The 18,413-nt window shown below is 61.3% G+C and carries 18 protein-coding genes; 12 read left to right on the forward strand and 6 right to left on the reverse strand.

Features of this window, described 5'->3' with window-relative positions; genetic code table 11:
• Window positions 1-437: 437 nt before the first annotated feature.
• From AB6N07_RS20805 to AB6N07_RS20840, 8 genes are all read left to right on the forward strand, one after another.
• Window positions 438-1,706, forward strand: a complete 1,269-nt coding sequence (locus tag AB6N07_RS20805) for an L-rhamnose isomerase (RefSeq protein ID WP_370674963.1) — start codon at window positions 438-440, stop codon at window positions 1,704-1,706.
• A gap of 6 nt (window positions 1,707-1,712) precedes the next feature.
• Complete coding sequence (gene rhaD, locus AB6N07_RS20810; protein WP_370674964.1) at window positions 1,713-2,570, forward strand: rhamnulose-1-phosphate aldolase; 858 nt, start codon at window positions 1,713-1,715, stop codon at window positions 2,568-2,570.
• 77 nt (window positions 2,571-2,647) lie between these two features.
• A complete protein-coding gene (locus AB6N07_RS20815) occupies window positions 2,648-3,460 on the forward strand; it encodes a DeoR/GlpR family DNA-binding transcription regulator (protein ID WP_370674965.1) in 813 nt (270 codons plus the stop codon).
• 52 nt (window positions 3,461-3,512) lie between these two features.
• Window positions 3,513-4,508: a rhamnose ABC transporter substrate-binding protein gene (rhaS, locus tag AB6N07_RS20820; RefSeq protein ID WP_370674966.1), complete on the forward strand. Its 996-nt coding sequence runs from the start codon at window positions 3,513-3,515 to the stop codon at window positions 4,506-4,508.
• Between the two features lie 345 nt (window positions 4,509-4,853).
• A complete protein-coding gene (locus AB6N07_RS20825; protein WP_370674967.1) occupies window positions 4,854-6,386 on the forward strand; it encodes a sugar ABC transporter ATP-binding protein in 1,533 nt (510 codons plus the stop codon).
• A 55-nt stretch (window positions 6,387-6,441) separates the two neighbouring features.
• The gene (locus AB6N07_RS20830) at window positions 6,442-7,422 is read left to right on the forward strand and encodes an ABC transporter permease (RefSeq protein WP_370678291.1); all 981 of its coding nucleotides are present in this window, start codon (window positions 6,442-6,444) and stop codon (window positions 7,420-7,422) included.
• Window positions 7,419-8,435 (forward strand): ABC transporter permease, encoded by a 1,017-nt coding sequence (locus AB6N07_RS20835; protein ID WP_370674968.1) that lies wholly within the window; start codon window positions 7,419-7,421, stop codon window positions 8,433-8,435. Before AB6N07_RS20830 ends, AB6N07_RS20835 begins: the two co-directional genes overlap by 4 nt.
• Window positions 8,436-8,460: 25 nt before the next feature.
• On the forward strand, window positions 8,461-9,834 hold the full coding sequence (locus tag AB6N07_RS20840) for an FGGY-family carbohydrate kinase (RefSeq protein ID WP_370678292.1): 1,374 nt from the start codon (window positions 8,461-8,463) through the stop codon (window positions 9,832-9,834).
• Here the strand turns inward: AB6N07_RS20840 and AB6N07_RS20845 are convergent.
• Both AB6N07_RS20845 and AB6N07_RS20850 read right to left on the reverse strand, forming a co-directional pair.
• Window positions 9,819-11,117 carry a sensor histidine kinase gene (locus AB6N07_RS20845; RefSeq protein WP_370674969.1) on the reverse strand — a complete coding sequence of 433 codons (1,299 nt, stop codon included), beginning with the start codon at window positions 11,115-11,117 and terminating at the stop codon, window positions 9,819-9,821. The genes AB6N07_RS20840 and AB6N07_RS20845 overlap by 16 nt on opposite strands.
• A 142-nt stretch (window positions 11,118-11,259) precedes the next feature.
• Complete coding sequence (locus tag AB6N07_RS20850; protein ID WP_370674970.1) at window positions 11,260-12,060, reverse strand: response regulator; 801 nt, start codon at window positions 12,058-12,060, stop codon at window positions 11,260-11,262.
• A 220-nt stretch (window positions 12,061-12,280) separates the two neighbouring features.
• On the opposite strand from AB6N07_RS20850, the gene AB6N07_RS20855 reads away from it, so the two are divergent.
• Both AB6N07_RS20855 and AB6N07_RS20860 read left to right on the forward strand, forming a co-directional pair.
• Window positions 12,281-12,490, forward strand: a complete 210-nt coding sequence (locus AB6N07_RS20855; RefSeq protein WP_370674971.1) for a NepR family anti-sigma factor — start codon at window positions 12,281-12,283, stop codon at window positions 12,488-12,490.
• On the forward strand, window positions 12,487-12,990 hold the full coding sequence (locus AB6N07_RS20860) for a sigma-70 family RNA polymerase sigma factor (protein WP_370674972.1): 504 nt from the start codon (window positions 12,487-12,489) through the stop codon (window positions 12,988-12,990). The genes AB6N07_RS20855 and AB6N07_RS20860 overlap by 4 nt, the downstream gene beginning before the upstream one ends.
• Before the next feature lie 59 nt (window positions 12,991-13,049).
• On the opposite strand, the gene AB6N07_RS20865 is transcribed toward AB6N07_RS20860, so the two are convergent.
• Window positions 13,050-14,171 carry an AI-2E family transporter gene (locus AB6N07_RS20865; RefSeq protein WP_370674973.1) on the reverse strand — a complete coding sequence of 374 codons (1,122 nt, stop codon included), beginning with the start codon at window positions 14,169-14,171 and terminating at the stop codon, window positions 13,050-13,052.
• A gap of 213 nt (window positions 14,172-14,384) precedes the next feature.
• Between AB6N07_RS20865 and AB6N07_RS20870 the strand changes: the two genes are divergently transcribed.
• Window positions 14,385-14,882, forward strand: coding sequence for a hypothetical protein (locus AB6N07_RS20870; RefSeq protein WP_370674974.1), 498 nt, complete (start codon window positions 14,385-14,387; stop codon window positions 14,880-14,882).
• Window positions 14,879-15,277, forward strand: a complete 399-nt coding sequence (locus tag AB6N07_RS20875; RefSeq protein WP_370674975.1) for a phage holin family protein — start codon at window positions 14,879-14,881, stop codon at window positions 15,275-15,277. Before AB6N07_RS20870 ends, AB6N07_RS20875 begins: the two co-directional genes overlap by 4 nt.
• A gap of 21 nt (window positions 15,278-15,298) precedes the next feature.
• Here AB6N07_RS20875 and AB6N07_RS20880 read toward each other — a convergent pair whose 3' ends face one another.
• From AB6N07_RS20880 to AB6N07_RS20890, 3 genes are read right to left on the reverse strand one after another with little or no spacing between them, the layout of a single operon-like run.
• Window positions 15,299-16,354 (reverse strand): sensor histidine kinase, encoded by a 1,056-nt coding sequence (locus AB6N07_RS20880; protein ID WP_370674976.1) that lies wholly within the window; start codon window positions 16,352-16,354, stop codon window positions 15,299-15,301.
• A gap of 1 nt (window position 16,355) precedes the next feature.
• Window positions 16,356-16,802 carry a response regulator gene (locus AB6N07_RS20885; RefSeq protein WP_370674977.1) on the reverse strand — a complete coding sequence of 149 codons (447 nt, stop codon included), beginning with the start codon at window positions 16,800-16,802 and terminating at the stop codon, window positions 16,356-16,358.
• Entirely contained in the window at window positions 16,799-18,376 is a 1,578-nt protein-coding gene (locus AB6N07_RS20890; RefSeq protein WP_370674978.1) for an ATP-binding protein, read from the reverse strand. Before AB6N07_RS20890 ends, AB6N07_RS20885 begins: the two co-directional genes overlap by 4 nt.
• Window positions 18,377-18,413: the final 37 nt, after the last annotated feature.

Raw genomic sequence — 18,413 nt, forward strand, 5'->3', positions numbered from 1 at the left:
ATTGCGGAACAACAAAGGGATAGAGCTTTTCCGGTGAACCGGATTTCACTGGAAAAGCTCTAGTCGGTTTGTGCGTCCGCCGTCCTTGCGAAATCATATTCGATCCCAGCCAATCACTCCCAGTGGGATCATTACGCAAATCCAATCATTTTCAATCTCTGACCGAACATTTGATCGTTTCACCAGACTCTTCCACGACCAGCTAGAACTTTCGGCGATACGCAATTCTACCTCAAAAAGGGAAGAAAACGCCACTTTTCTCCACCATTTCAAACACAAAGCCTTCAGGCAAATCGCCGGTCGCAGTCGCAATTTAAATTTGTAGCAAATGCTACGGATATGATTGCGCTTGATCATTCATGATGGAATATGATTGATAATCCCAACGCCATAAAGCAGACACTGGCAGTGGAGCCAATGGGAGGAAACCGCCGGTCATGTCCGATAAATCGCCGATCACCAAAGCCTATGAGCTGGCCCGCGAGCATTTTGCTCGTGACGGCATCGATACCGAGTCCGTCCTCGGCAAGCTCGACGTCGTTCCGGTGTCGATGCACTGCTGGCAGGGCGACGACGTCAAGGGTTTCGAAAATCCCGACGCTGAACTCACCGGTGGCATCCAGGTCTCTGGCAACTATCCCGGCCGTGCTCGCAACGCCGACCAGTTGCGCGCCGACCTCGACAAGGCGATGTCGCTGATCCCCGGAGCCAAGCGGCTCAACCTGCACGCCCTCTATCTTGAGGCCGATCGCAAGGTGGAGCGCGACGCCATCGAGCCGAAGCACTTTCAGCGCTGGGTCGACTGGGCGAAGGAACGCGGCCTCGGCCTCGATTTCAACCCCTCTTGCTTCTCGCATCCCAAGAGCGCCGACAACCGCACGCTCAGCCATCCCGACGCCGGCATTCGCCAGTTCTGGATCGATCACTGCAAGGCAAGCCGCAAGGTTTCCGAACACTTCGGCCGTTCGCTTGGCACGGCCTCGGTGATGAACATCTGGATCCCCGACGGTTCGAAGGACTACCCCTTCGATCGTTATGGACCGCGCGAGACGCTGAAGGCGGCCCTCGACGAGGTGATCTCCGAGAAGATCTCCAAGGAATTTCATTACGACGCCGTCGAGAGCAAGCTGTTCGGCATCGGCGCCGAAGCGTACACGGTCGGCTCCAACGAATTCTACATGGGCTATGCGGCGACGCGCGGCACCATGCTCTGCCTCGACGCCGGCCATTTCCATCCGACCGAGGTGGTGTCCGACAAGCTGTCCGCTGTGTTCCAATATGTCGACCGCGTGCTGCTGCACGTGTCGCGGCCGATGCGCTGGGACAGCGACCACGTCGTGCTGTTCGATGACGAGTTGCAGGCCATTGCCAATGAACTAGTGCGGGGCAACATGCTCGACCGCACCGCCATCGGGCTCGACTATTTCGACGCGTCGATTAATCGCATCGCCGCATGGGTCGTCGGCATGCGCAACATGCGCAAGGCACTGCTCAAGGCCATGCTGGAGCCGGCCACCAAGCTCAAGGCGGCCGAGGCATCCGGTGACTACGCCCTGCGCATGGCGCTGTTTGAAGAACACAAGACGAGCCCCTGGGCGGCCGTCTGGGATCATTATTGCGAAAGCCGGAACGTGCCAGTCGGCGCCGCCTGGTTCGACGTCGTCAAGACCTACGAGCGCGACGTGCTCGCCAAGCGGGAGTCCTGAGCCACTATGACTGCGAACATGATCGACGCCTGGTTCGTCAAGGCGATGGTGAAGGCCACCACCGACTGCTGGGAGAAGGGCTGGGATGAGCGCAACGGCGGCAACATCAGCCTGCGCCTCACCGACGATGACATAGCGCCCTTCCTTGCCGGTATTCGCGAGCCGCGCCGTCTGCCGATGACCGAGCCGCTGCCGGGCATTGCCGGGCAGAGCTATATCGTCACCGGTACCGGCAAGTTCTTCCGCAACGTCCAGCTCGATCCGGAGAACAACCTCGGCGTCGTGCGGGTTGGCGCCGACGGCAGCTACCTCGAAGTGCTGTGGGGCTATCGCGATGGCGGCGCGCCGACATCGGAATATTCGAGCCATTTCAAGGGCCACATCGCCCGGCAGAACGCCACCAACGGCAGCGACCGTGTCGTGTTGCACTGCCATGCCACCAACCTGATCGCGCTGACCTACGTTCTCGACTGGAGCGACGCCAACGTGACGCGGGCCTTGTGGGAAGGCTCCACCGAATGCCTAGTGGTATTCCCGGATGGCGTCGGCACTATGCCCTGGTTGGTGCCCGGCACGGACCAGATGGGCGATGCCACCTGCCATCTGCTGGCCAAGCGGCCGCTGGTGCTATGGCCGTTCCATGGCGTGTTCGGTGTCGGCCCCACGCTCGATGACGCCTTCGGTCTGGTCGACACCGCCGAGAAGGCTGCGGAGATCCTGGTGAAGGTCCTGTCGATGGGCGGCCCGCGTCAGACAATGACGACGCAGAACCTGATCGACCTCGCCGCCCGCTTCAAAGTGGTGCCGCAGCCTGAAGCCATGGCGCTCGACGGCTGGAAGCTCACCGATCGCAAGCCTGGCTAACGCAATCGAGGCCGGCGCTTGCCCCCGCGGCGCCGGCACGCCATCGTCCCAGCCCCACTTGGAGCCGAGACAGTCCCATGCATGAACGCGAACGCCACCGCATCATCCTTTCCGCCGTTCAGGAACGCCCGATCCTGACGGTGCAGGACATCGTCGAACTGACCGACGCCTCCGAGGCGACGATCCGTCGCGACATCAGTGCACTGGCGCTCCAGAACCGCTTGAAAAAGGTGCGCGGTGGCGCCGAGGCGCTGCATCCGCCACAGATCGGCGTGCTGGCGGCTCGATCGTTCCGCGCCGACGAGACGGTCAACTCGGCGCAGAAGCGCGCCATTGCCCGCGAGGCGGTGAAGCTTTGCCACGACGGCGAAGCCATTGCCATCAACGGCGGCACCACCACCTTTCCCATGGTGCACTTTCTGGCGCAGTTGCGGCTGAAGGTGATGACCAACTCGTTCCCGATCGCCGAGCATCTGATCAAGCATTCCAAATGCACGGTGATGCTGCCGGCTGGCGCCGTCTATCGCGAACAGAACATCATCCTGTCGCCGTTCGACAGCGACGGCACCGGCCATTTTTATGCGCGCCGCTTCTTCATGGGCGCCCGCGGCGTATCGCCACTCGGCGTCATGGAATCGGACTCGCTGATCATTCAATCCGAGCAACGGCTGATGCGGCAGGCTGACGAACTCGTCGTCCTGGTCGACAGCTCCAAGTTCAAGACACGGTCCAGTCTGATCCTCTGCCCACTCGAACGCGTGAGCACGATCATCACGGACGACGGCATCGACGAGCGCGACCGGCGGATGGTGGAAGCCGCCGGTATCGAGCTGATCGTCGCATCCACGGACCGAAAAGAAGACATCCAGCAATCCCCGACCGTCGCCTGACAGAGGAGTGAGGCGAAGGTCGACGGAAGGTCGCAACGGGAGGAGACCCCAAATGACCCTGTTCAAGAAACTGATTGTTACCACGGCCGCTGCCATCGCGCTGATGGCCGGTTCGGCCAGCGCCGAGAACCTCAAGATCGCGCTCGTGGTCAAGACGCTCGGCAACGGCTTCTTCGATGCCGCCCACAAGGGCGCCCTGGAAGCGGCCAAGGAACTCGGCAATGTCGACATCATCTACACCGGCCCGACCACCTCGACGGCCGAAGCGCAGATCGACGTCGTCAACTCGCTGATCGCTCAGAAAGTCGACGCCATCGCCATCTCCGCCAATGACAAGGACGCCCTGGTGCCGGCCCTCAAGAAGGCCATGCAGCGCGGCATCACCGTCATCTCCTGGGACTCGGGCGTGGCGCCGGAAGGCCGTCTACTGCACCTCAACCCGTCGTCCAACCCGCTGATCGGCAATATGTGCGTGAAGCTGGCTTCCGACGGTCTCGGCTCGGACAAGGGCGACGTCGCCATCCTCTCGGCCGCCTCGACGGCGACCAATCAGAACATCTGGATTGAGGAGATGAAGAAGGTCCTGCCCAACTATAAGAACGTCAACCTCGTCGACACGGTCTACGGCGACGACCTCGCCGACAAGTCCTACCGCGAAACGCAGGGCCTGATCGCCAAGTATCCCAACCTCAAGGCGATCATCGCCCCGACGTCGGTCGGCATCGTCGCCGCTGCCCAGGCCATTGAAGACGCTGGCCTCGTCGGCAAGGTCAACGTCACCGGCCTCGGCCTGCCGTCGGAAATGGCTGGCCACGTCAAGGCCGGCTCGTCCAAGGCGTTCGCCATCTGGAATCCGATCGACCTCGGCTATTCGGCGACCTACATCGCCTATGAGCTGAAGACCGGCAAGGCCGAGGCCAAGCCGGACGCGGAGATTTCCATCGGCCGCATGGGCAAGATCAAGCTCGACGCCAACAACGAGGCGGCGATGGCCGACCCGTTCGTCTACGACGCCGGGAACGTCGAGGAATTCGCCAAGATCTTCTGATCCAGACATCAAAACCCCGGGCCCGGTTTTGGCCGGGTCCGGGATTGAATAGCCCAGACAGACGCCTCTCCTGTCCCTCCCCCACAAGGCGGAGGGGACGCGGTCGCCACCGATCGGAACTCTCTCCTCCCGGCTTCCGTCGTCCAACCCGATGCGCTCCCCTCCAGCGCAGTCGGCGGATCGTGCAGGGTCCCCTCCCCCTTGTGGGGGAGAGACAGGAACGGGGCAGTTCCGTCGATCTGATCCGAGCCAGCCGCAGCCCCGGAGAATGCGTCGTTACGACGGCAGTTCTCCGATCCCGCCCCGGTTCTTCGGGTCTCATGCCTCCAGCAGCAAAAAGCGCCGATGAACGCCATGCTTCCAACGGACACACCCATTCCAGAGCCCATCCTGAAGATGACGGGCATCTCCAAGACATTTCCCGGCGTCAAGGCGCTGTCCGACGTGGCGCTTGAACTGCGTCCCGGCCACGTCACGGCGCTGATCGGCGAAAACGGTGCCGGCAAGTCGACACTGGTCAAGATCCTGACCGGTATCTACCAGCCGGACGGCGGCAGCATCCAGATCGACGGCAAGGAAGTCGCTCTGCCGACCGCCGAGGCGGCGCAGGAACTCGGCATCACCGCCATCCATCAGGAGACCGTGCTATTCGATGAGCTGACGGTTGCCGAAAACATCTACATCGGCCATCAACCGCGCAATCGCTATGGACTGATCGACTGGTCGGCCATGCACGCCCGCGCCGCCGCCATCCTGCACGGCATCGATGCGCCGATCTCGACGCGCACCCGGCTGAAAGATCTCTCCATCGCCCAACGCCATCTGGTGGCGATCGCCCGCGCGCTGTCCATCGACGCCCGCATCGTCATCATGGACGAACCGACCGCCGCCCTCTCCTACAAGGAGGTGGAAGAGCTGTTCGGCATCATCGACAGGCTGAAGAAGGCCGGTAAAGCCATCCTGTTCATCAGCCACAAGTTCGAGGAAGTCTGGCAGATCTGCGATTACTTCGCCGTGTTCCGTGATGGCGGCCAAGTGGGCGCTGGCCGGCTCGACGCGGTGTCCCACAACGACCTCGTCAAGATGATGGTCGGCCGTGATGTGACGCAGGCCTTCCCCAAGTTGCCCGCCGAGATCGGCGAGGTGGTGCTGAAGGTCGATGGCTACTGCCATCCGACCGAGTTCGACCAAGTGTCGCTCGAGCTGCGGCGCGGCGAGATCCTCGGTCTTTATGGCCTCGTCGGGGCCGGACGCTCGGAATTCTGCCAAGCGTTGTTCGGGGTCACCCGCCCATCGGCCGGCAAGGTCAGTTTGTTGGGCAAGCCGATCACCGTGCACTCGCCGTCCGACGCCATCGACGCCGGCATCGTCTATGTGCCGGAAGAGCGCGGACGCCACGGCGCCATCACCGCCATGTCGATCGCTTCCAACATTTCGCTGCCGTCGCTGAAAGTCACCAGCCGGCACAATTTCCTGCGCATGGCCGAGGAGTTCGACCTCGCCCGCAAATATGCCGAGCGGCTCGATCTGCGCGCCGCCTCGCTCAGCCAGCCCGTCGGCACACTCTCGGGTGGCAACCAGCAGAAGGTGGTGATCGGCAAGTGGCTGGCGACACTACCGAAAGTGATCATCCTCGACGAACCGACCAAGGGCATCGACATCGGCTCCAAGGCCGCCGTGCACGCTTTCATGAGCCAGCTCGCCGTCGAGGGCCTTGCCGTCATCATGGTGTCGAGCGAGATCCCGGAGATTCTCGGGATGAGCGATCGCGTCATCGTCATGCGCGAAGGCCGAATGGCCGGAGTCTTCGAGCGCGAGGGCCTGACGCCGGAAGCGCTGGTGCGCGCGGCAACCGGCAACAAGGAGGCCGCCGCGTGACCTCTTGCCCCGCCCGCCCTGCAATTTTCGCCCCGGAGCTTATCCGATGAATACCATCCGCAGCCTTCTCGCGCGGCGCGAAGCGCTCCTGGTGCTGGCTTGTATCCTGCTGCTCGCCGCCATCACCGCCCGCTTCCCCGCCTTTTCGACGCCAAAGAATCTTGCCGGCGTCTTCAACGACACCTCGATCCTGATCATGATGGCCCTGGGCCAATCGGCGGTGATCCTGACCAAATCGATCGATCTGTCGGTCGCCGCCAACGTGGCGCTGACTGGCATGACCGTGGCCATGCTGAACCACGTCGCGCCCGGCCTGCCGGTCATCGTGTTGATCGTCGTCGCTCTCGGCATGGGCATGCTGCTCGGCGCCATCAACGGCTTCCTGGTGTGGTGGCTCGACATCCCGGCGATCGTCGTGACGCTCGGCACCATGACCATTTTCCGTGGTCTCGCCTTCGTGGAATCCGGCGGCGCCTGGGTCAATGCCCACGAGATGTCGGCAGCCTTCCTTGAGCTGCCTCGGGCGATGTTCCTGGGTTTGCCGGTTCTGTCGTGGGTCGGCCTGCTCGCCATCGTGCTGGCAGTGATACTGTTCACCCGCACTGGTCTCGGTCGCGCCTTCTATGCCACCGGCGGCAATGCCGTGGCCGCCATCTATGCCGGCATCGACATCGGCAAGACGCGGTTCCTCGCCTTTGTACTGTCAGGCGCGATGGCCGGCCTCTGTGGCTATCTCTGGGTGTCGCGCTATGCCGTTGCCTATGTCGATGTTGCCTCGGGCTTCGAGCTCGACACCATCGCCGCCTGTGTCATCGGCGGAGTCTCGACGATCGGCGGCGTTGGTACGGTCGGCGGCGTCGTGCTGGGAGCCTTGTTCCTCGGCATCATCAAGAACGCCCTGCCGGTGATCGGCATCTCTCCGTTCTGGCAGATGGCGATTTCGGGCGCCATCATCATCACCGCCGTCGTCATCAATGCCCGCGGCGAACGCGTCAAGGGCCGGATCATCCTCCGTCGCAAGGAGCTTCCGCTATGAGCGATCAATCCGCCGTCCTCTCGCCACGCCACATTCCCGACCGCCTCGACGGCCCATTCAAGCGAGCCCTGAAGAGCTGGGAAACGCTGCTGCTTGCCGTGGCGATCGCCATCGCTATCGCAAATTCGCTGGCCTCGCCCTACTTCCTCGATCCCTGGAACCTGTCGGACGCAACGTTCAACTTCACGGAAAAGGCCATCCTGGCGCTGGCCATGACCTTCGTGATCATCACCGGCGAGATCGATCTCTCGGTGGCCTCGATCATCGCGCTGGCCTCGACAGCCATGGGCGCCGCCGCCGAAGCGGGCGCCGGCACGCCGGTGCTACTCTTCATAGGTCTCGGCGTTGGGTTCGGCTGCGGTCTGTTCAACGGCTTCCTGGTGGCCAAGCTCGGCCTGCCGGCCATTGTCGCCACCATCGGCACCATGAGCCTCTACCGCGGCATCGCCTATGTTGTGCTCGGCGATCAGGTCTACAAGAACTATCCGACCGACTTCGCGGTGTTCGGACAGGGCTATGCCTTCTGGATCTTCTCGAACGAGTTCGTCACCTTCCTCGTGCTGGCGGTCATTGCCGGTGTAGTGCTGCACAAGACAATCTTCGGCCGGCAGGTCTACGCCGTCGGCAATAACGCTCTCGCGGCGAGCTTCTCGGGCGTCAGGGTGCGGCGCATCAAGTTCATCGTCTTCCTGATGACCGGCGTCGCCGCCGGCCTCGCTTCGGTGATGCTGACTTCACGGCTTGGTTCCACTCGCCCGTCGATCGCCGTCGGCTGGGAACTCGACGCGGTAACCATGGCCGTGCTCGGTGGCGTCGGCATCAACGGCGGCACAGGCAACATCCTTGGCGTCGTCATCGCCGCCTTCGTGATGGGCCTCGTCACCTTCGGCCTCGGGCTGCTCAACGTGCCCGGCATCGTCATGAGCATCTTCATGGGGCTGATGCTGATCCTGGTGATTGCCCTGCCGCTCGTCGTGCATCGTATCAACAACCGTCGCCGCACCGCCCGCTAATAACCTACCAAGTATAATGGAGAAAATAATGGCGCCGGTGCCGAGGTTCATCGCTGTTCTCGATGTGGGCAAAACCAACGTCAAGCTGGTGGTCCATGACCTTGAGACCGGCGGGGACGTGTTCGTCCGCACGCGGCCGAACGTCGTCATCGACGCACCGCCCTATCCTCACTACGACGTGGAGGGAATGTGGGCGTTCTTCCTGGATACGTTGAAGGAAGCGGCGACGAACCAGAGGATCGACGCCCTTTCCTTCACCACCCACGGCGCCACCTTTGCCCTACTGGCCGGCAACCAGTTGGCGCTGCCGGTGCTTGACTATGAGTTCCGCGGCCCCGACGCGCTTGATGATGCCTATGTCGCCGCGCGGCCATCCTTCGCCGAGAGTTTCACGCCGCGCCTGCCCGGCGGGCTCAATGCCGGTGCCCAGCTTTACTGGCAAGCCCGCTCATACCCGGATGCCTTTGCGAAGGTGACGGCGATTGTCCCCTATCCGCAATACTGGGCCTTCCGGTTCACTGGCGTGCTGGCGAGCGAGCCGACCTCGCTCGGCGTGCATACCGACCTCTGGGCGCCAAAGAGACGCGACTTCTCATCCTTTGCCAACGCGGAGGGTTGGAACCGACTGTTCGCGCCATTGCGCTCGGCCTTCGACAGGCTCGGCACGGTGACGGCGGATATCGCGGCGCGCACCGGACTTTCTCCTGACACACCAGTCTATTGCGGCATCCATGATTCCAACGCCTCGCTGCTGCCGCATCTTCTCACCCACAAGCCGCCGTTTACGGTACTTTCGACCGGTACGTGGGCGATCATCTTTGCCGTTGGCGGCGACGCCTCGGCGCTCGACGCCGGTCGGGACGGTCTCTGCAACGTCGACGCCTTCGGCAATCCGGTGCCCTCATCACGCTTTATGGGCGGGCGGGAGTTCGATCTCCTGACGGAAGGCCATGCAAAAAAGCCGACCCCTGAGGATGTGCGTACCGTTCTTGATGGCTGCATCTTGGTTCGCCCGACTTTCGTGCCGGGTTGCGGGCCTTTCCCGGCTGGGAAGGGGAGCTGGAGTGTTGAGCCGACCTCACTCACCGCTGGTGTGCGGACCGCCGCCGTTAGCCTTTATCTCGCACTGGTGGCACGCGCCGCGATGGAGGTGGCTGGTGCCGCCGGCCCGATCGTCGTCGAGGGACCATTCGGACGCGACACTCTGTTCGCCGAAGCGCTGCAACAGCTGACGGGTCGACCGGTGCTTATCGCGGCCGGCGCCACCGGCACGTCCACCGGTGCCGCCATGTTGGCGCTAGGTCCAGACGGACGCCCCAGCCTGCCACCCGATCGGCCCATCGGCGGTGGTTATGATCTCACCGGCCTCGACATCTACGCCGGTCAGTGGACCGGTTGAAGCTGCGGCCCGATCCGGCCTCGGACTCCATAGGCAAAACCGGCATCGGAAATATCCAGCGCCGTCACCTCGCCGCCGAGGACAACGGGCAACACGGTCCGCAAAAGCCGCTGGCCGAAGCCGCTGACTTCAATAGACGGCGTACCCAACATTCGCCAATCGAGGCGGAATACGCCGTCGGGCAGCAAGGCCCACGAGACCACCACCCGGTCGGGCGGTTTTTCGGCGGCGGCGGCGGCGGCGACCAGTTCGTGAGCGCCTAGCATCACATTCTGCGCAATGTCAGGACCAAGCAGAATCCGAGGCCCCTCCAGATCGACCCGGATGCCTCCGGCACCTTCGACGTCAGCCCAAGCGCGAATGATAACCTCATCAAGCAGGATGCCGCGCCACCCATTCTGGACCAGGAGCTCGTGAGCCGCCGACAAGGCCAGTAAGCGGCCGCCGAATGGCGTCAGGAAGGCGCTGGCCTCGGGGGCACCCTCGCCACTTTGCCTGGCGATGCCTTGCACGACCGCCAGAAGATTTTTGGACCGGTGCGTGAGTTCCCGCAGAATATCGCGCATCTCGCGCTCGTGTTCCTTGTAGCGGGAAACATCGATAGCCGCCGTCAGGACGCCACTGACATTTTTATTGACGATCACAGGCTCGACGAAGCCCTCGAACCAGCGTTGCTGGCCTCCCAAGGCGAATGAGATCTCAAAGCGCTCGGCCTTGCCGTTGGCCAGGACACGTCGGCCGATATTCACGAACTCAGCCGCTTCGACCGGCGGCAGAAGATCGCCTGGACTCCGCCCTAACACGTCCGCCTGGGTGAGCGGACGCGGTGGGTTGTGAGCCCAAGTAAAGATGAGATTGGCGTCGAGTTCTAATATGGAAATGTCGGAGCCATCCAACGCCATCTCGAAGCGATGACGAACCATTTCGAGTTCGGCGGTACGCCGAGCAACGCGACTTTCAAGATCGCGATTGAGATCACTCAGTTGGTCGATCAATCGCCTGTTCGCCGACTGCCCTTCCATAAGCAGGGCGTTGGCCTGGTTGGCCTCCTGGCGCGTCGGCTGGCCGACTAGCCTCGGAATCATCGGCCATACGGCGATCCCGACGACGAAGGCGACGATCGCCGTCACAACTTCTACCAGCACAAAAATGCCCTGCCCTGTTTCTCCTGGGATCATCCGGCCAATGGTACCCATGGCGATCGCCAGAACAAAGACGCACAGCAGGGCAGAGGTGCCCACCAGCCCACCGGTACGATGACGCATGCGAACGAGGTACGTCACAAGGCCCACCGACACGGAAGCGCAGGCAGCAACAGTTATTACTCTCGCCAGCGTCTTAAGTGTCTCGAGGTCATCGGACAATACCTTACCCTCCGCGTCAGACGGCCGACGTTCGGGAAGCTCACCTATGGCCGGCCAACCGTCACACGTTGTCCTTCAGCCGCAACGATGCGACCTTATCGAAGAACAAAGCCTGAGAGATCACCGCCTTCACCATCTCCTCGCGGAACGGCTTGGCGATCAGGAAGGTCGGCTCGGGGCGTTCTCCTGTCAGCAGCGATTCAGGATAAGCCGTGATGAAGATGACCGGCACTTCGAAACTGCCGAGGATATCATTGACAGCATCGAGCCCCGAAGAGCCATCCGCGAGGCGGATGTCGGCGAGAATGAGGCCTGGGCGCTCGCTGCGGGCCATGGCGACCGCTTCGTCTCGGGTACGTGCGTTGCCAACCACGGTATGGCCAAGTCCCTCGACAAGTCCTTCGAGATCCATGGCTATCAGCGGCTCATCCTCGATGACAAGCACACGCGAAGCGACCTGCTCACCGATCTGTCGCGCAGCTTCCGACAACAGGGCCGAAAAGGCCTCGGGGCCAACGTCAAGAATGCGGGAAGCATCGAAGGGAGAGAACCCTTCCATCGCGGTCAGCAGGAACGCCTGCCGCGGCAGCGGGGTGATGGCATCCAGCCGGCGATCGGCAGCCGGCCGCTCGCCATCTTCCAACCTCATATAGTTCATGGGGTTGGCATTCCAAACCGAAGTGAACAATTTATATACGCCAAGACGCGGCTCGAGCGATTTATCGAAGCCATCGGGATCGGCGACCAAATGCTCCAACATGGCCACGACATGGCTATCACCGCTGGCCTGGCTGCCGCTCAAAGCTCGCGCATAGCGGCGAAGAAGAGGAAGCTGTGGCGCGATCAGGGAAGTGAGAGACATGACAAGCCTTTCCAACGCTTAAGCGAGCAATAAAGTTCAGAGTACTATCCTGCGTGAAAACGCCGGAGAGCGCAGTCGGTTCCGCTTCAAGCCGTTTATTTTTCCAGTTCGATCGGAACCGGAACCTGCCGTCTGCGTTCAGTGCAAGATGTGTATTTGCAGCCGTCGCCGCTAGGTCGTCGATAGGACTGTTGTTTGTAGTCGTCCTGAAAGAGCCGCTATGTCAGACAAAAAAGAAACGCCGGAACGCCCCGCTCTAGAGCAACCTATCCAAGCCCACCTCGGCGATCAGCTTAAGAAACTCTATGGGTCCATCCTATCAGAGCCCATTCCAGAAAAGCTCACCGCGTTGCTCGACCAGCTCGAGAAGGCGGAAAGAAAAGAGCGCGAAAGTTTATCGGGTGCCTCCGACGGAGGTGGCGATCAATGACAGCTGTCGCGGCCTTCAAGTCCGCTCTCCTGGCGGAGCTTCCTTCGTTACGCGCCTTCGCCATTTCGCTGTCCGGCAGCCATGACCATGCCGACGATCTCGTGCAGGAAACGGTGATGAAAGCCTGGGGCGCCCATGCCAGTTTCATACCGGGCACGAGCCTGCGCGCATGGCTTTTCACCATCATGCGCAACACTTACTTCAGTCAATATCGCAAAGCCCGGCGTGAGGTTCAGGACAGCGACGGCGAAGCGGCGGCCCGGCTGGTATCAGCGCCGGCCCAAGACGGCCATCTCGACCTCGCCGATTTCCGCGCGGCACTGGAAAAGCTGCCGGACGACCAGCGCGAAGCGCTCATTCTGGTGGGGGCGTCCGGCTTTTCCTGTGAAGAAGCAGCCGAGATCTGCGGCTGTGCCGTCGGGACCATCAAGAGCCGTGTCAACCGGGCACGCCAGAAGCTGCTGCAAATGATGGCGATGAAGAGCACCTCCGATCTTTAGCGCTTCGATGCAGTTTTTTATGTTTTCTGGGCCGGCGCGTCTCGCGTGCCGGCCTTTGATCATGACGGTAGCGATACTCGGCTTTCGACCTTGAATTCGCTGCGGATAGTCCGGCCAATCAAGAGCAGCGGCACAGCCAGCACCGCGCCAATAGCACCCCACATCCACGTCCCAAAGATGATCGACACGAAGACGAGAAAGGGGTTGATCTCGAATCGGCGCCCTAGAACGGCTGGAATGACCGCATTTTCGCAAACCAGATGGACAACCATGAAAGCACCGACCGGCCAGAGTGCGGACAGCAGGCCATAATCGAGCAGAATCCCACCTGAAGCGATGGCCAATGACACGACAGCCGGCCCAAGAAACGGTATGAAACTCAAGGCGAAAGCGAACAAGCCCCAGAGAACCGGTGCCGGCAACCCGGCCGTCAAAGCTATCAAGCCGGTGGCAAGACCAACACAGGCATAGATCACTGAAGTGGTCCCGAAATAGTGGGTCAGCGAAGCTTCAGTTGCATTGAATATACGAATAGCGGCGAGACGCTCCTCGCGGCCGACGAACGCGAGGATTGACTGCCGTCTCAGGCGCGCTCGGCCGGCAACGTAGAATACAAGAGTGGCAAGAAAGATCAGAAACTCGCCGAAGGCCGGCGTCAGCCCACCTATAAAGCCGGCCACAAGACCGAAGTCGAGCGATCCCAGCATCTTCTCCATGCTAGGAATTCCGCCCTCCGCACTCGTACTGCCTCCGGTGAGACGGGCCTGCAGCGTGGTGAAGGGTGCCAGTAAGTCTCCAAAGGCAGCGATCAAGCGTGGCAAGACGAGAGGAAGCCGTTCGACCAGCGTCGAAAGGGGCTCGGCGATTGCCTCAATCAGTAGGAACATGCCGACGCCCAAAATGGCAGTGAGCGCCAGACCGGCGATAACAGGCGGAATGCCGATGCGCTGACCTCTATCGCCGACGTGAGCCACAACGCTGCCGACGATGATTGCCGCCACCATAGGGACGACCAGCGAGGCCGCGGAGTGCAAAGCTAGCAAAAGCGCCAGCAAGAACAGACCAATGGTTGACAGCTCTGTGAGCGTACGGCGCGTCTCGGGCCACCCCTTGCCTTCTTGTGCCGCGGGCACCTCTGACAACCGCCCATCGAAGGGTGTCCGGCGAACGATATATTTCAAGGCAGCCCCTCCGTCGCGTTTGACGCCGTCTCAGAAGAGGGCGCCGAGTCCATCTCCCAATGCGCGAGCAGCGCTCCGGTTCCCTGCAATCGCCACGGCAGTATCGGAACCCGACGCGAATTCGGGCGTTGTTGGAGCAGATGCTCGTTGGGACTAGGCGAGCTTTCGTCACCCCGGCCCACCCGGACGTGCGCGCGTAGAAAGGAAAAGCCGATGCTGTCTCCTGAACCCGTTAACAAGAAGGACCTGGGCGCCTCTGCAACTTCCGCCGCTAAGGCTGCCATTGCCGACACGGCGGAGAAGATCAAAAAGGATCTCGAAATGTCGGAACATTCCGGTGCCAAAGCTGTCGCCGACAACGCGGCAAAGATTAAGAAGGACATCGGTGCCGCCGGCAGCGATCTCGCTGACAAGGCCGGTGATGTCGCGGCCGCGGCGCAGGACGCAATGGCCGAGATGAAGCGGATTATCGACGCGTTCGCCAGCAGAACCGGTGCAAAGGCCAATGAAGCGCTCGAAACCGTCAAGGCAACAGGAGTCGAGACTGCCGACCATGTGGGCGCGGCGCTGAGCGGGGCCACCGCTTTGGGGCGCGAAGGAATAGATGGCGTGGCCGACGCGGTTGCCAAGCGTCCGATGACGTCGTTGGCCGTCGCGCTCGGAGTCGGCCTGCTTGTCGGCCTCGCCTCGCGCGGCAGTTCGCGCGCATGAACGTCGCGCGACTCCTTGGCGTCGACGTAACTCGTCTCAAGCGGCGCGGCGGCCTTGCCGTCGTGTCCGCGGCGATTGGCATGATCATGGCGACGTTGGCCGTCGCTTTCGCCGCTTTCGCCGGTTACATCGCACTTACCCGTCATTTCCGACCTGAGATCGCAGCACTTATCACCGCGGGATCTCTGCTGCTTATCGCGCTGATCGCCTTAGTCGTGGCACGTCAGGTCATGAAAAAGGCGCGGCAGGAAATAAATGCGGCCGTGTCATCGAGCGCAATAATAGCCTTTGCCCCGACAGCCGCCTCGCTCGCCGCTCGGCATACTCGTCTGGCAGCTGTCGTCGCGGCACTGGGTATTGGCTTCTGGTTGGCGCGCAACGCCACCAAGCGCTGAGCCGAATGGTCGAGAGATCACTCAGCCAGCCGCGAACTCTATGCAGACATAGGTTCCAGGGTTGAGCTGTGAATAGGATATCTCGGCATCAAGGTTGCGGGCCATCGCTCTCAGCACTTTGGAGCCGATGCCTGTTCCTTGGGCCGGCCCTGTTCCGTCCCAGCCAATACCATCGTCTTCAACACAGATTTGAAGACGACCGTTTTCGAGCCTGCGGGAACTAACCCGAATTTCCCCACTTGTATCAGGTAGATAGGCATACTTGAACGCATTCGTCACCAGTTCGCCAACCATGACACCAAGCGTCACGGCCTTATCGGTCGGAAGCGATATTGCAATGAGTTCTGTCTTGACCATGTGCAGGGCACCGTTGCCTGCCAGTGAGGCCGACAGCTCACCGACAAGATGGCTGAGATAGGCACCTATATCGACCTCGCCAATGTTGTCCGAAGTATAAAGATGGCGATGGACACCTGCGACCGCCGAAATCCGGCTCTGCGTCTCCTCAAGAGCGTGGCGAGCATGGGGGTCGCTGACGGCTGAGGCCTGCATGCGCACCATCGCTGCCACGAGGCCTAATGAATTGGCAACGCGGTGGTTGACCTCCTTCAGGAGCATCTCGGCCCGGTCCCTTGCCTCGCGGATCAACTGCTGATCTCGGACACGCGCGCTTTTAAGCCGCCAACGCTCAAACGCCTGCTCCAGAGCGGCAATCAACAGATCAAAGAACTCTTCCGACGTGTCCTTGATCACATAATCGTCGGCTCCCTGCTTGAGGGCCTCTATGGCCAGTCGCGCGTCCATCGATCCGGTAACGTAGACCACGGGCGGGCGGGCGCCGCGCGCCCCCATGCGGGTAAGGATGTCCAACCCGGTCTCGGACGATAGCGTATGATCGAGAGCAACGATATCTACACCGCCTTCCGCGATGATCTTCAGCGCCTGGTCGCCGCTCGTCACGTGAATCGTCTCATGGCCACGCCGGGCAAGAGCCTTGCGGACCAACACGGCAAGGGCAACATCGTCCTCGACGTGCAGGACCTTGATGGACTCCTTGAGATCGGTCCCATATGGCAATTCAATCAAGCTCCGGAATCTGCATTACGGACAGGAATAGGCCGAGCTGACGGATCGCATTAGCAAAACTCTCGTAATTCAAAGGCTTGGTAATGTAAACATTGGCGCCGAGGTCGTAGCAGCGCTGGATCTCGCGCGCGTCGTCGGTCGTGGTCAGGACGATGACCGGCGTCCGCCGCGTATGCTCATTGGCCTTGAGGCGAGCGAGGATGTCAATGCCGGTCATATCGGGGAGATTGAGATCGAGCAGGACCAGCGACGGCCTGCCGATTGCGGCCAATCCCGATCCGTCGGCGCCCAGAAGATAGTTGACCGCGCTGGTGCCATTGCGAAACGAAATGATCTCGTTGGTGACGCCGGCGCGGCGAATATTCTTCTCGATAAGCCGAGCGTGCCCTTCGTCATCCTCGATCATGATGATGGCCACGGGCTTAGGTTCTTTGCTCATGCTTCGTTTCTCCCCATACGCAATACTAGATCACGGGCGATCGTCACACTGAACGTTGTCCCCGTTTCACCATCGCTTTTCACACTGACGTCGCCGCCGAGGCGGCGGGCGAGCATACGGGTATGGGCCAGGCCGATTCCATCGCCCGGCTTGTCCTGAATACCCGCGCGGCGGAACAGTTCGAAAATGCGTTCAAAGTCAGCCTCGGCGACGCCTCGTCCGTTATCTTCAATCTCGAAAACCGCCGATCCGCGTTCGAGACGGCCACGAACGGTGATTTGTCCTGGCCGGCCATCCTTCAGATATTTAGTGGCGTTGTCGAGCAGGTTGGTGAAGATCTGCTGCAAAGCGGAGCGATCGGAAACGACATCGGGAAGACGCCCATCGATCCGGACTTCGGCTCCTGCTTCGGCAAAGCGCTGATGGATGGAGTCGATACATTCAGAGACGAGATTTTGCATATCCAACGGCACAGGCTCAAGAACTCGGCGTCCAGCGCGCGACAGTTTGAGGATTTCATTGATGAGGCTATCCATGCGCTTCATAGATGAACGGATAAATCCCAATGCCTCAGGAATATCCTCGTCGACGGCAACGAGGGCATCGGCGCGATCCATATTTTCGGCGTCGCCACCGATCTTTCGGACATAAGCGGTGAGACGCTCAGTCGCCGATTCCAGTTCGGAGGTGAAGCCCATGATGTTGACGAGGGGCGCCCTGAGATCGTGGCTCACGATATATGCATAGCGCTGCAACTCTTCATTGGTGCGCATCACCGCCTCGGTGCGCTCGCGTACGCGAGACTCCAGCTCCCGATTGATTTCGATAAGTTCGTGCCGCGCCTCATCGATCTGCCGGATATGTCGAAGCATCACCATTGTGGCGCCGGCCGTGAGGACGACGATCATGGCGACACCCAGGCTGATCATGGTGGTGAGCATTGAGGCGGCGTCGCGCATCGCGGCGGCACGGGCGATGCGGACCGATGCGGCGACATCGCGGATTGTCGCACCCTTCTGACGGATCTGGTCCATCAACACGCGCCCGCGGTCTGAAGCAATGACCAGCCGCGTCGTGTCAAGATGCCCCGCCCGGAATTCCGCGAGATTATGCCCGACAAGGTCCATCTTGGCTTGGCCGAGCTTGATCAGTTCGTCCACGGGGCCAGGAGCGATCGCCCGGCCCTCGTCGACTTCCGCCGCACGCAGCCGAAGATCCGAGGAATCCTCCGCGAATTGGCCAAGCGCCGTTTCGTAAGGTCCGAGATAGGCCTCATTGCTGGTGATAATAAATCCGCGCTGAGCGGTTTCGGCGTCGACCAAATCGGAGATGAACTCAAGCACCAGCCGATCGACCCGGGCTGCGCGCAAGGATTCCGTGGCGTGTAGCTGCGAGCGGGAAGAAAAAATGAAGGCCGCCGAAACGATCATCAAAAGAACAACCGCCCCGCCCGCCAACAGCAGGAGATTATAGCCGACGAACCGGCCCGCACCCGATTTCAACATCTCCCGTTTTCTCCCCCCCCACACGAAGCAACGTCCAACGCATCCTGCCTGCGGGCCGGGGAAATGCAAGTTTCATCCTATCGACTGCTCCTTCATCGGGCAAAAG

This window comes from Pleomorphomonas sp. PLEO (assembly GCF_041320595.1).
Taxonomy (GTDB): domain Bacteria; phylum Pseudomonadota; class Alphaproteobacteria; order Rhizobiales; family Pleomorphomonadaceae; genus Pleomorphomonas.

What these genes read in the sequence shown, in the direction of transcription:
- AB6N07_RS20805 (WP_370674963.1), top strand. Translation starts at nt 438, where the DNA reads ATGTCCGATAAATCGCCGATCACCAAAGCCTATGAGCTGGCCCGCGAG.
- rhaD (WP_370674964.1), top strand. Translation starts at nt 1,713, where the DNA reads ATGACTGCGAACATGATCGACGCCTGGTTCGTCAAGGCGATGGTGAAG.
- AB6N07_RS20815 (WP_370674965.1), top strand. Translation starts at nt 2,648, where the DNA reads ATGCATGAACGCGAACGCCACCGCATCATCCTTTCCGCCGTTCAGGAA.
- rhaS (WP_370674966.1), top strand. Translation starts at nt 3,513, where the DNA reads ATGACCCTGTTCAAGAAACTGATTGTTACCACGGCCGCTGCCATCGCG.
- AB6N07_RS20825 (WP_370674967.1), top strand. Translation starts at nt 4,854, where the DNA reads ATGAACGCCATGCTTCCAACGGACACACCCATTCCAGAGCCCATCCTG.
- AB6N07_RS20835 (WP_370674968.1), top strand. Translation starts at nt 7,419, where the DNA reads ATGAGCGATCAATCCGCCGTCCTCTCGCCACGCCACATTCCCGACCGC.
- AB6N07_RS20850 (WP_370674970.1), bottom strand. Translation starts at nt 12,060, where the DNA reads ATGTCTCTCACTTCCCTGATCGCGCCACAGCTTCCTCTTCTTCGCCGC.
- AB6N07_RS20855 (WP_370674971.1), top strand. Translation starts at nt 12,281, where the DNA reads ATGTCAGACAAAAAAGAAACGCCGGAACGCCCCGCTCTAGAGCAACCT.
- AB6N07_RS20860 (WP_370674972.1), top strand. Translation starts at nt 12,487, where the DNA reads ATGACAGCTGTCGCGGCCTTCAAGTCCGCTCTCCTGGCGGAGCTTCCT.
- AB6N07_RS20870 (WP_370674974.1), top strand. Translation starts at nt 14,385, where the DNA reads ATGCTGTCTCCTGAACCCGTTAACAAGAAGGACCTGGGCGCCTCTGCA.
- AB6N07_RS20875 (WP_370674975.1), top strand. Translation starts at nt 14,879, where the DNA reads ATGAACGTCGCGCGACTCCTTGGCGTCGACGTAACTCGTCTCAAGCGG.
- AB6N07_RS20885 (WP_370674977.1), bottom strand. Translation starts at nt 16,802, where the DNA reads ATGAGCAAAGAACCTAAGCCCGTGGCCATCATCATGATCGAGGATGAC.